The sequence below is a fragment of the Pedobacter cryophilus genome (assembly GCF_005116455.1).
GTDB classification, from domain to species: domain Bacteria; phylum Bacteroidota; class Bacteroidia; order Sphingobacteriales; family Sphingobacteriaceae; genus Pseudopedobacter; species Pseudopedobacter cryophilum.
In genome coordinates this window covers 616,530-629,252 of the sequence record NZ_SWBP01000001.1, presented here as the reverse complement: position 1 = coordinate 629,252, position 12,723 = coordinate 616,530, and the positions used below count along the sequence as shown (strand labels likewise).

Genomic DNA, 12,723 nt, shown 5'->3' with positions numbered 1-12,723 from the left:
TTAAAATTGTTGGTATCCGTTTGGGATAGTTTTTATGTTTTGTTTTACTGTTTGCTCATAAACAAACAAGTTCTCCAATTCTTTTTCTCTGGTGTTTATTTTGTGATATAAATGAAAACAAATGGCTATCATTTTAAATTGTCTTCTTAATACACCATTGTTAACCAATCTGGCAGCAAGTTCAATGTCTTCATGTCCCCAGCCATTAATTTCATTATTATAGCCATTTACCAGTATAAAATCTTTTTTCCAAAAAGCAAAATTACAGCCTCTAAGATTGTTGGTTCTATATTTATTCCCAAAAAACAAAGGTGCTAAAAAAGGAAGTCGGGTTGCATTAATTTTTGACCTAACATGATTACTCAATACCGAAAAATCAAATGTTTTTAGTTTTAATATTTCTTGAGTTAGGTTTTGATGCAGCATCGCTCTACTGCCTTTTATGAAGTAGTTTTCTTTGGCATAATGAAGATGATCTTTAATAAATTTAGGATGAAGTATCATATCACCATCAATTTGTATGATATAATCATGTTCGGCTTCTTTTATCGCTTTATTCATGATGATGGTTTTTCTAAATCCTTCATCTGTATGCCAAACATGTTTAATGTTGAGTACTGCTCTGTAAGAATCGATGATTTTTTTTGTTTCATGAGTAGAGCCGTCATCAGCAATTATAATCTCTGAAGGGATAACGGTTTGTAAAGTCACACTTTTTAAAACCAATTCTAAAGCTTCGGGCCAATTATAGGTTGAAATTAATAAAGTGCACTTTTCTAAGCGTATCATTGAATTTTATCGAGAATTGGGGTTTAATTTTAAGCTATCTTGGTGTAGCATAAATGTTGACGGTTTTTTTAAATTTCAACATATCTGTGTTTTTATCCAATTTCTCTACTCTTAAGTTAATATTGAAATCTTCAAAATAAAAAATATCATAACCATTTTTGGCTATAACATCATAAAGCTCAATTTTAGCTTCATCACTCGCTTCTCCAAAGCTCTCTGCAATAATAACAGGCTTACATCCTTTTATTAAATCAGTAATAGATTTAATAATTTCCTTGTCGTAACCTTCAGCATCTATCTTAATAAATGATAATTTATTCATCCAATCTGGATAATCTTTTTCTAAAAAGGATTTCAGATTTACGCCTTTAATCTTTTCTGGCTGAACAAATTTACCATGCTGACTATCTTTTGTTGGTGAAATGGCGCCATTAGCAAAAGAAGCTTCTGATGAAACAAAGAAAAACTCTTCATCCTGAGTAGAAATGGCGTAAGGCTGAGGAACTAAATGATATTTATCTAGGTTTAAAGAGGCATTCTTTTGAAGAATTTTCTGCACAAACGGATTAGGATCAAAGCCAATTGTTAATCCACTTTTGCCAGTACATAAAGCCATTGGAACGGTGGTATCTCCAATGTTTGCACCAATATCAATAGCAAAATCACCTTCTTTTATAAATTGATTGAAAAACTCAACCATAGCAGAATCTATTTTAATTGGAGTAACCAAAGGATTAGACCAATTGGCAAATTCTATAGCGCCATATTTTCCCAAATCAAAAGTTTCAACTTGCGGTGGATACTCTTGGGTAATTCTTCTTGCTCTTTTTCTAGCTAAAGAATTCTTAATGTATTCTAACATACTAACTATTAATTATATTTTGGTATTTCGTCTTAACTACGTTTAAAAAAGCCTGTTTCTATTTAATTTTATTATAGTTTTTATATTCAAATGGGCGATAACCCGTTTTCTCTTCTATTAACTTTAAAAATCTTCTTCTTAAAGATAGCTTTTTCTTAATAAGAGTAGGGTCTACAGAAAACTCCCAATTTGTATTGGTAATTCTTTGTTGAATAGCGATGGGATGAGAGCCAGTAAATTTCTTTAATTCATCGGCATTTCCATAATCAAAGCTTTGTGCTTTTGGCATGTTGGTTTCAATCCAATCATCTTCATGATAAAACTTGTTAAAATTTCTAACTTTATTATTTAATCCTTGTGGAGGTTTTACCCAACCATAATGATACACATAAGCCTCTATTTCTTTAACTTTTATTTTTCTGCCGTTAATTCTTAAGCCTTGGGCATCTCTGTAAGAAGAAATTCCTTCCAAATTTTTTACAATTCTTATTTCTTTTCTATACCATCTTCTAGAAACAGCTACATAATCATAAGAACCATAAAAATGTAAATACTTAAAAAGTAAGCCTTCAACGTTTTTATCATTTAGGCAGTTTTCCATTTCTTTTTTAATCTCAGCATGGTATTTTTCATGAATTACCTCATCTCCTTGGATATAAAATGCCCAATCAGCATCTTTTGAAATGGCTTTGAATGCTTTATCTGTTTCTAAAGCAAATGTTTTACCTCCTTCTCTTACTTCATCATTCCAAGTGGTTTCAATAATTTTGATTTTAGGAGAATCTATAGATTGAAGCAATTTCAAGGTATCATCGCTAGAATTACCATGAGCGATAATAAATTCATCACATAAGGGTAAAATGGAAGTTATAGCTTCCACAATTGGATAATCGTTAGTTACAGCATTTCTTATGAATGTAAAACCGGCTACTTTCATGTTTGAGATTTCATATTAAGATTAGGGAGTAAAAGTAAAAAAAATAGGATACAGCCACCACTAATCTGTCTTTCTAAAGTATTATCAGAAAACATATGAAGGAAAAAAGGCACCATCAACCAAAAAATGAGGTAGTTTTTTTGAGTTTTTTTTATGATTAAAATCAGAAAAACAATGAAAACAACCACAGTAAATGGGATTCCAAAAGAGGCCGCGTAATAAAGAAATTGATTATGAATAAAAATTCTGTTTTCAGGAATCAATAAATAGGAATCTTTTTGATATTGAGCTTGCATATCATCTTTTAAATCAGATGGAGATACGCCAAACCAAGCATTTTTTTTAATAATTTCTGTTGTACATTTTACTGCCGCCCAACGCTGACCCAATGATTGATAGTTTGGGTTTTTATTTTCAATAATAGAATAAATATCTTGTACTGTATTGTCATATCTGGCTTTTACAGGTGGCACAGTTTTAATAAGAACAACAGCACTAAACGCAACTAAAACCAAATAAATCAATTGAATGTACTTTTTTAAGATAAACGTTTGATAGAGGAGGTATAAAATGCCAATTATGAATATACTAAGTAAAGAAAACCTAAAAGAAATAACACAAAGCTCAAGAAAAAATACAAGGGAAAGAGAAGTAAGCAACAGTAATTTGAGCTTGTTTTTTTCAATTGATATAAAATATATGATGAGAACAAAGGAAACGGTGCTTAGCAATCCTAACTCAGTATGTACCGGCCCAAATACCGATACTATATTTTTACTTACAGCAACCTGTTTAATAAAATGCTCATAATTTAAAAGAACATAAATACTATCAATAGTTAAACAAGCAAAACAACATAAAATAAAGAAAGCTAATAAATATTTTATTTTTACTTGATTGAGTTTTGGCGCTAATAAAAACCCAAAGGGTAATAAAATCAAGTAATTAACTTTAAATACAATGCTTTTCCACTCATTTATATCTTCAGTATGAAAAATACTAAAAATGAAAGCGGCATAAATTGCAAGAAATAAATACTGAATTAATCCAATTTTAATTTCTTTATTTTTCTTTTGATAAAAGGATAAAAGACCACTTAATAAGATTAAAACGGTGCTGATAGAGAGTAACGCTCTTGAGTAAAACAAACCAAAAACTAATAGATAACAAGACCATTCCAAAGCATTATTGCTAATGAAAGAAGAATAGTTTTCTTTGCTTACTATCTTGCTCATTTTAAAATGATATTTTTACTTTAATTGATACCAAAGGTAAATTAATGTTAGAGAAGGCAAAACAGTTAATAAATCAGTTTCAAAATGGTAATTTAAAAGCGCTGGCTAGATTATTAACTATTGTAGAGAATAATTTGGCTGGCGCCGATGATATTCTTAAAACTTTAAAAATTAAAGAAGTTCCTGTTATTGGAGTTACTGGCCCGCCGGGAGCCGGAAAAAGTACTTTGGTAAATGCAGTTTTAAATGAACTCTCAAAAAATAACAAAATAGCCATTTTAGCTATTGACCCGACTTCTCCATTTAATAGGGGCTCTTTATTAGGAGACCGTATTAGAATGACAGATCAGTTTAATAATCAAAATGTATTCATCAGGTCATTAGCAACAAGAGGTTCTTTGGGTGGTTTATCTGCCAAAACCATAGAAATGGTTGATGTACTTAAATCTGCTGATTTTGATTATATTTTTATAGAAACAGTAGGTGTAGGGCAATCAGAAATTGAAATTGCCGGTCTTGCAGATTTAACAGTTGTGGTTTTAGTGCCCGAAGCTGGAGATGAAATTCAAAGCATAAAATCGGGATTGATGGAAATAGCAGATGTTTTTGTAGTAAATAAAGCCGATAGAGAAGGTGCAGATACCTTTGCAAATCATTTAAAAATGATGCTAAATCACAATCATCAACCTATTCCGGTATTAAAAACAGTTGCATCGCAGTCGCAAGGAGTTAATGAATTAATTGAACAGATTCAAGTTGTTTCCTCAAAAAACAATTTAAGAAAGCCCTATTTATTAACTGAAAAGGCTTGGAGACTGATCCAACACTTTAGAATGAAAGATTTAAACAAAGAAAAGCTTCAACAAGAAATTGCTGAAGCTTTAAAAAAAGATTTTAATCTTTATAAATTTGTAGAGAAATTTAAGAATTCATAATCTCTTCTATTTCATCTGCATCAATAGGAATATTAGCCATTAAATCTACTGGTCCATTTGGTGTGATTAATATATCGTTCTCTAAACGAATTCCTAATCCTTCTTCTAAAATGTATATTCCAGGCTCACAGGTTAAAATATTACCCACAGCAAATGGCTCGTATCGGCTTGCAAAATCATGAACATCTATCCCTAAATGATGTGAAGTGCCATGCATAAAATATTTTTTGTAAGCCGGTATTTTGGGGTTTTGTTTTTCTACATCATGTTTATCTAACAATCCCAATTTAATTAGTTCGCTAGTCATAATCTTACCTACTTCTTCATGATATTCATTCCATATAGTTCCGGCAACAAGCATCTTTGTGGCTTCTTTCATCACATGATGCACCGATTTATAAACGTCTTTTTGCCTTTTAGTAAATTTGCCACTCACAGGCACAGATCTACTTAAATCTGCATTGTAGTTAGCATATTCAGCTCCAAAATCAAAAAGAATAACATCACCGTCTTTACAAGTTTGGTTATTATCGTTATAATGAAGAATACATGCATTTTTACCCGATGCTATAATTGGAGTGTAGGCATGCCCAGTAGCTTGCTGTTTAATAAATTCATGAATAATTTCTGCCTCTATTTCATATTCCTGAACTTCAGGTTTTATAAATTTCAAAATTCTTCTAAAGGCATCTCCAGTAATGTCACATGCTTTTTGAGTATAAAATATTTCTGCTTCAGATTTTATTGGGCGCAAAGACCTGAATATTAAAGCAGCTCTTTCATAATGATGTAAAGGATATTTTGATTTTAACTCTTCTATAAACCTGATATCTTTATAAGGTACTGTATGCGCATACCTATCGTTTTCGTTCGTATTTAAATAAATATGATCTGCATAATGGATAATTGCAGATAAAATATTCCAAAATTCGTCTATCCAATAGATATTTTGGATGCCTGATATTTTTCTAGCTTCTTCAAAAGTATATTTATGCCCTTCCCAAATTGCAATGTGTTCATTCGTCTGTCTTAAAAACAGGACTTCTTTGTATAACGGATTAGGACAATCGGGAAAAAGTAAGAGAATAGTTTGCTCTTGATCTATTCCAGACAGGTAAAACAAGTCTGGATTCTGCTTAAAAGCATAGATTTGATCACCACTTCTTGGAAATTCATCACTAGAATTTATAATTGCTAAACTATTTTTTTTTAGTTTAGAAGTAAAATTCGATCTATTTTGTGAAAATAATTTAAAATTTAAAATTTGATATTTCATTTAAAGGAGAAAATTTTATAATTACAAAGCTTTTATACTTATTTTTGTCGTAATTAAAGTTTGGAACAGATTTTGAATAGTTTGTTCATGTCAAACTTATAATTAATTTTACAAATAATTAAGCAATTAAATTTGTTAACCTTAAAAAAGAATTTATGAATTATTCTACATTTAAAAAAACAGTCGCTTTGTCTTTAGCAACTGCTTTCGCTGTAACTGCGAATGCACAAGATGCTACTACTAGCGCAACTACTAGCCCTGCCAAAGTATTTGGTGGAAGAGCACAGTACAGAACATGGACCTTTGGAGTAAACGGAGGTTTTACAGCACCAGCAGTAATTATTGGCGGTACTAACGATTTTGGAAGAAACGTTAGATTAGGCGAATATACTTTTGGAGCATATTATGGTTTAAACTTGAGAAAGCAATTAACTCATGCTTTTGGTTTACAAGCTAATTTAAATAGAGGTCATGTTGTATCTTACAACAAAAACTCTGGAACAAGCCTTACAGGTGGTACAGGTCCATACAGCTCTGCAAAAACTGAAGTTCAATATGATGTTAACTTAAGTGGAGTAGTTAATGTTGCTACTATTGATTTTCTTAACAGAGAAAATGCAGTTAATTTTTACTTAACTGCTGGTTATGGTTTATTAGCTTACAATCCTCAAGTTTATAGATCTTATGATGTTGAAGCTGGATCAGTAAACAACAAAGGAAAATGGGGTGGAGCAGGTGATAATAATGATTACATCAGAGAAGCTTACATTCCAGTTGGATTAGGATTTAAATTTAAATTAAACGATAGAGTTGCTTTAGATTTAGGTTATGATATGAAGTTTATTGATGGAGATAATTTTGATGGTGTTAGAGCTAACGGAACTTCAAAAGATAAATTTTCTTATACTCATGCAGGTTTAGAATTTTCTTTAGGTGCTAAATCTAAGCCAGATTTAAACTGGGTGAATCCAATTGCTATGATGTATGATGAATTAAAAGATCCTACATTACGTCAAGAAGTTGAAGCTTTAAAAGGAAGAGTAACAAATGTTGAACAAGCTGTTGAAGATTTGAAAAAAGATTCAGATGGTGACGGTGTTGCTGATCATTTAGACAAATGTCCTAATACTCCAGCAGGTGCTAAAGTTGATGGTGCAGGTTGTGAATTAGATACAGATGGTGATGGTGTTCCAGATTGGAAAGACAAATGTCCAACAGAAGCAGGTACTGCTGAGTTAAACGGATGTCCAGAAATGGGAACTGCTACTATGAAAGATGTTCAAAACATTCAATTTGAATATAATTCTTCAGTGTTAAGAACTTCTTCTTATGCTACTTTAGATAAAATATCTTCAAGCATGAGAGCAGATAATAACATGAATTTGCAATTAGATGGTCACGCTTCTCAAGAAGGAACTGACGAATATAACATGCAATTATCTATTGACAGAGCAAATGCAGTAAAAACTTATTTAGTAAACTCAGGTGTTGATGCTAAAAGAGTGATGACAAAAGGTTATGGCGAAACTCGTCCAATTGCATCAAATGCAACTGAAGAAGGTCGTGTAGCTAACCGTCGTGTTGAGTTTAGACAACTATAATTAAAAACATTAATTTGTAAAAAAAGGGAGTTCATACGGACTCCCTTTTTTTTATTTTTAAATTTGACTATGATGTATTTTTTTAGAAAAAAAGATCCCAACAGACCAGATAATTTTAACCTGAGAGCAATGCATTGGATTAACCGCATTGCTATTATTGTTTTCCTTGGTGGCGTAATATGGAAACTCATAGACCTATTCATTTTAAAAAAATAAGCTAAAACAGATGAAAAAAATAATTAATACGCCTAATGCTCCTGCTCCTATTGGTCCATATAGTCAAGCGGTTTTAGTAAATAACATGCTTTTTGCTTCCGGTCAAATTGCAATAGATCCTGCTACAGGAAACATTATTGATAAATCTATTGAAGAAGAAACGCATCAAGTAATGAAAAATATTAAAGCAATTTTAGATGCTGCCGAAATGACATTTGATGATATAGTGAAGACTTCCATTTTTTTAAGTGATATGGATTTCTTTGGAAAGGTAAACGATACTTATGGGCAGTATTTTACCGCTGATTTTCCAGCAAGAGAAACTGTAGCGGTTAAAACATTACCCAAAAACGTAAATGTAGAAATCTCAATAACGGCTCTTAAATCTTAATGAGTAAAAGGGTTGGTGGGTTATTAGCAGCCTTAAGTGCAAATATAATTTGGGGATTTTTTTCAATTGCATTAAGATTTTTAAAGGATTACTCAGTAGATCAAATTTTATACTATCGCATTTTTGTTTCGTTTATCATTTGTTGGATTGTCATTTTCTTATTTAACAGGAAACAATTAAAGTCTGATATCTTACAATTAAAAGGGGACAATGAAATACCTAAGTTAAAGCTGTGGTTTCTAATTGTTTTATCAGGAGTTTTAATCACACTAAACTGGTTTACTTTTATTTATGTGGTTAACAATGTAAATCTAAAATCAGGAGCATTTGCTTACATGGTTTGTCCGTTAATTACCGCTTTAGGAGGCTTTTTAATTTTAAAAGAAGAATTAAGCAGGTTAAAATTAATAGCTATAGCAATTGCAATCATCTCCATAATTACCTTAGCTACAGGCTCTTTTACAGATGTAATGTGGTCAGTAATTACAGCCGCTTTTTATGCTTTCTTTTTGGTTATTCAAAGAATCATCAAAAACATTAGTAAATTAAATATGCTGGGTTTTCAATTATTGATAGCATTATTTTTAATTTTGCCTTTGTTTTTCATCAATCTACAACCTATTCCTTTAAATCTGTCATTTTGGGTTGATATTGTAATTATAGCGGTATTGTTTACGCTTGTACCATTATTATTAAGTTTATTTGCTTTAAACAGTTTGCCATCATCAACCGTTGGGATTATAATTTATGTTAATCCAATTGTTGCATTTGGTGTAGCATTTTTCTATTTTCATGAAACTATTAAAATGAACCAATTATTTGCTTACAGCTTGTTAGCTATTGCCGTTGTAATTTTTAATTGGAAAATTTTAAAAGAAAATATCTTTAAAATTATCAAAAGCAAACCAGAAGTTGATGTCATTTCCTGATTTTGAATGATCAAATATTTAAAACACCCATTGAGTATTTAAAAGGAGTTGGTCCGCAAAGGGCAGAGATCCTTAAAAAAGAAATAGCTGTATTTACTTATGGAGATTTGCTTAGTTATTACCCTTTTAGATATATTGATAGAACTCAGTTCTACAAAATAAGAGATCTTAACCTTGATCTTCCTTATATTCAAATTTTAGTACGACTTAAATCTTTTGAGCATTTAGGCGATAAAAGAACAAAACGTTTAATTGCCCAAGCTGTTGATGATACCGGTGAAATTGAATTAATCTGGTTTCAAAGCATTTCTTGGGTTCAAAAAAACCTTCATCTCAATCAAGTTTATATCATTTTTGGGAAAGTAACTTTTTATAATGGAAAAGCACAAATGGCTCATCCAGAAATGGAGCTGTTTAACAAAGAGCAAAGCAACAGAGGAAACCTTAGTTTGCAACCCGTTTACTCTTCTACAGAAAAGTTAAAACAGTATAGTTTAGATTCTAAGGGAATTCAAAGGTTAATGGCGTCCTTGCTTGATGTTTGTTTGTCTCAGATTGATGAAGTAATACCAACTTATTTAATTCATCAATATAAATTAAACAAAAGAGCCGAAGCATTTCAAAATATCCATTTTCCAGCGGATGCTAATACACTTAAAAGAGCCCAAAACACTTTAAAATTTGAAGAACTTTTTTTCATTCAGCTTAAATTATTGAGGTCTAAATTGCTTCGTACTAAAAAGTTTAAAGGAAATGTTTTTGAAAATGTGGGAGAGAAATTCACCGAGTTTTATGAAAATATATTGCCTTTTCAGCTTACCAACGCACAAAAGAAGGTAATTAAAGAAATTAGGGCTGATACTTATAAGGGTATCCAAATGAATAGACTGGTGCAAGGTGATGTTGGGTCTGGTAAAACCGTTGTTGCATTAATGGCAATGCTATTGGCTATTGATAATAAATTTCAGGCCTGTTTAATGGCTCCTACAGAGATTTTAGCCACACAGCATTACCATTCTATAAAATCATTACTAAAAGACGAATTTGTTTCTGTTGAACTTTTAACTGGGTCAACAAAAAAGAAGAGCAGAAGAATTATAGCTGAACAATTAGAATTAGGAACTTTATCTATTTTGATTGGAACCCATGCTTTAATAGAAGAGCCTGTAAAATTCAAAAATTTGGGTTTTGCAGTAATTGATGAGCAACATCGTTTTGGTGTAGAACAAAGAGCAGCGTTATGGAGAAAAAATATCATTCCACCTCATGTTTTAGTGATGACAGCAACCCCAATTCCCCGCACTTTGGCAATGACGCTTTATGGCGATTTAGATGTATCTGTAATTGATGAGCTACCAGCCGGAAGAAAACCGATTGAAACTTTGCACTTGTTTGAAAACCAACGACTCAGAATGTTTGGCCTTATGAAACAGGAAATAGCAAAAGGAAGGCAAGTTTATGTTGTTTATCCTTTAATTCAAGAAAGCGCTAAATTGGACTTAAAAAACTTGATGGATGGGGTTGATGTAATGAGCAGAGAATTTCCTTTACCTGATTATAGAATTAGCATAGTTCATGGGCAGCTTAAAGCCGCAGATAAGGCGTTTGAAATGCAAAGATTTGTAAAAGGCGAAACTCAAATTATGGTGGCTACAACGGTAATAGAAGTTGGAGTAAATGTGCCTAATGCAACAGTAATGATTATAGAAAATGCTGAGCGTTTTGGTTTATCTCAGTTGCACCAATTAAGAGGTAGAGTTGGCAGAGGTGCTGATCAATCTTATTGCATTTTAATGTCGGGTACAAAATTAAGCAGAGAAGGTAAAATCAGATTAGAAACCATGGTAAAAACTAATGATGGTTTTGAAATATCAGAGATAGATTTGCAATTACGTGGCCCAGGAAACATAGAAGGGAAACAGCAAAGCGGCATAATGGACTTAAAAATTGCTGATTTAGCACTAGATCAGAAAATTTTGCAGGAAGCTAGAAAATGTGTGATTAAAATTTTAGATGAAGACCCCGAGCTTTTAAAATCAGAACACGAAGGTTTAAAAAGTTTTTTTGCTAAAACCGAAAACGGAATTACCCTAGATAAAATATCATAATATTTAGCATATATCTATTACATTTGATTTTAAAACTTGAAATATGAAATCTTTTAAATTGCTTGTTGCTGTTATCTTTTTATTTGTTTTAACAGTTCATAGTCAAGACTCTTTAGTGTTGAGAAAAATTTATGATGAAGCGCTAGTAAACGGAAAAAGCTACGAAAATTTAAAATATTTATGTAAGCAAATAGGGCCTCGTTTAAGCGGATCTCCTCAAGCACAAAAATCAGTTGAGTGGACTAAAAGCTTAATGGAAAGCTACGGTTTTGACAAAGTTTTTTTGCAAGAATGTATGGTTCCGCATTGGGTTAGAGGAGAAAAAGAAGTTGGAAAAATAATTAATGGAAAAACCAGTATTGATGTTCCAATTTGTGCCTTAGGAATGTCTCCTGCAACACCAAAAGGAGGAATTACCGCTCAAGTTATAGAAGTTAAAAGTTTAAATGAGTTAGAAATTTTAGGTGAAGCAGCCATAAAAGGCAAAATTGTCTTTTTCAATCGCCCATTTGACCCTAGATTTATAGAAACAGGCAAAGCTTATGGTGCTGCAGGTGATCAAAGATTTGCTGGTCCGGCTGTTGCGGCTAAATTAGGAGCCGTAGGTGTAATAGTAAGATCTTTAACAGAGAGCTTGGATGATTATCCTCATACCGGAACTACTCAGTTTCCAGAAGGATCCAGAAAAATACCAGCCGCAGCAATTTCAACCAACGGAGCCAATCAACTGAGTGCTTTATTAAAACTTAAAAAATCACCAACAGTACAGTTCTACTTTAAACAAAACTGTAAAACTCTACCTGACGCAAAATCTTATAACGTAGTTGGGGAAATTACAGGATCCGAAAGTCCGAATGAATTTATTACTGTTGGAGGTCATTTAGATTCGTGGGATTTAGCAGAAGGCGCTCATGATGATGGTACAGGTATCGTTCAGTCTTTAGAAGTTTTAAGAATTTACAAAGCAATGGGTATGAAACCTAAACATTCTATTAGAGCAGTAATGTTTATGAATGAAGAAAATGGAGGAAGAGGAGGTGATAAATATGCCGAATTAGCACTCAAAAATAAAGAACAACACATTGCAGCCATAGAATCTGATGGTGGTGGCTTTACTCCCCGAGGTTTTACTTTTCAGGATGTTTCTACTGAAACCATCAATAATATCAATTCAAACTGGAAAGAATTACTTACGCCTTACCTTGCAGATCGTTTAAGCAAAGGCGGTAGCGGTAGTGACATTGCACCATTAGCTGTTTTTAAAGAAGCTGTTTTAATTGGATATAGAGTAGATTCTCAACGCTATTTTGATATTCATCACACACCAAATGATGTTTTTGAAAACGTAAATAAAAGAGAATTAGAATTAGGCGCTGCAGCGATGACGGCTTTGGTTTACTTAATAGATCAACACGGTATTAAATAATTATATTTTAGTTTTGTT

12 protein-coding genes are annotated in these 12,723 nt (G+C 32.1%); 7 read left to right on the top strand and 5 right to left on the bottom strand.

Annotated elements, in window-relative coordinates; all coding sequences use genetic code 11:
• Genes FA046_RS02620 through FA046_RS02605 form a run of 4 tightly spaced genes read right to left on the bottom strand, consistent with a single transcriptional unit; the run spans position 1 to position 3,823 of the window.
• Positions 1 to 789 (bottom strand): glycosyltransferase family 2 protein, encoded by a 789-nt coding sequence (locus tag FA046_RS02620; protein ID WP_136824800.1) that lies wholly within the window; start codon positions 787 to 789, stop codon positions 1 to 3.
• A gap of 34 nt (positions 790 to 823) precedes the next feature.
• Positions 824 to 1,651, bottom strand: a complete 828-nt coding sequence (locus FA046_RS02615; protein WP_136824799.1) for an FkbM family methyltransferase — start codon at positions 1,649 to 1,651, stop codon at positions 824 to 826.
• A 58-nt stretch (positions 1,652 to 1,709) separates the two neighbouring features.
• The gene (locus FA046_RS02610; RefSeq protein WP_136824798.1) at positions 1,710 to 2,588 is read right to left on the bottom strand and encodes a glycosyltransferase family protein; all 879 of its coding nucleotides are present in this window, start codon (positions 2,586 to 2,588) and stop codon (positions 1,710 to 1,712) included.
• Positions 2,585 to 3,823 (bottom strand): O-antigen ligase family protein, encoded by a 1,239-nt coding sequence (locus FA046_RS02605; protein WP_136824797.1) that lies wholly within the window; start codon positions 3,821 to 3,823, stop codon positions 2,585 to 2,587. The genes FA046_RS02610 and FA046_RS02605 overlap by 4 nt, the downstream gene beginning before the upstream one ends.
• 44 nt (positions 3,824 to 3,867) lie before the next feature.
• Between FA046_RS02605 and meaB the strand changes: the two genes are divergently transcribed.
• On the top strand, positions 3,868 to 4,758 hold the full coding sequence (gene meaB / locus FA046_RS02600) for a methylmalonyl Co-A mutase-associated GTPase MeaB (RefSeq protein ID WP_136824796.1): 891 nt from the start codon (positions 3,868 to 3,870) through the stop codon (positions 4,756 to 4,758).
• Here meaB and FA046_RS02595 read toward each other — a convergent pair.
• Entirely contained in the window at positions 4,745 to 6,034 is a 1,290-nt protein-coding gene (locus FA046_RS02595; RefSeq protein ID WP_136824795.1) for an aminopeptidase P family protein, read from the bottom strand. The genes meaB and FA046_RS02595 overlap by 14 nt on opposite strands.
• A gap of 155 nt (positions 6,035 to 6,189) precedes the next feature.
• On the opposite strand from FA046_RS02595, the gene FA046_RS02590 reads away from it, so the two are divergent.
• The 6 genes from FA046_RS02590 to FA046_RS02570 all read left to right on the top strand — a co-directional run bounded on the left by FA046_RS02590 (position 6,190) and on the right by FA046_RS02570 (position 12,705).
• On the top strand, positions 6,190 to 7,635 hold the full coding sequence (locus tag FA046_RS02590) for an OmpA family protein (protein ID WP_136824794.1): 1,446 nt from the start codon (positions 6,190 to 6,192) through the stop codon (positions 7,633 to 7,635).
• A gap of 69 nt (positions 7,636 to 7,704) precedes the next feature.
• Entirely contained in the window at positions 7,705 to 7,851 is a 147-nt protein-coding gene (locus FA046_RS17570; protein ID WP_317130534.1) for a DUF6728 family protein, read from the top strand.
• 10 nt (positions 7,852 to 7,861) lie between these two features.
• On the top strand, positions 7,862 to 8,242 hold the full coding sequence (locus tag FA046_RS02585; protein ID WP_136824793.1) for a RidA family protein: 381 nt from the start codon (positions 7,862 to 7,864) through the stop codon (positions 8,240 to 8,242).
• Positions 8,242 to 9,171: an EamA family transporter gene (locus FA046_RS02580; RefSeq protein ID WP_136824792.1), complete on the top strand. Its 930-nt coding sequence runs from the start codon at positions 8,242 to 8,244 to the stop codon at positions 9,169 to 9,171. The genes FA046_RS02585 and FA046_RS02580 overlap by 1 nt, the downstream gene beginning before the upstream one ends.
• Positions 9,172 to 9,173: 2 nt before the next feature.
• Positions 9,174 to 11,279 (top strand): ATP-dependent DNA helicase RecG, encoded by a 2,106-nt coding sequence (recG, locus tag FA046_RS02575; protein WP_136824791.1) that lies wholly within the window; start codon positions 9,174 to 9,176, stop codon positions 11,277 to 11,279.
• Between the two features lie 43 nt (positions 11,280 to 11,322).
• Complete coding sequence (locus FA046_RS02570; protein ID WP_136824790.1) at positions 11,323 to 12,705, top strand: M20/M25/M40 family metallo-hydrolase; 1,383 nt, start codon at positions 11,323 to 11,325, stop codon at positions 12,703 to 12,705.
• Positions 12,706 to 12,723 lie beyond the last annotated feature (18 nt).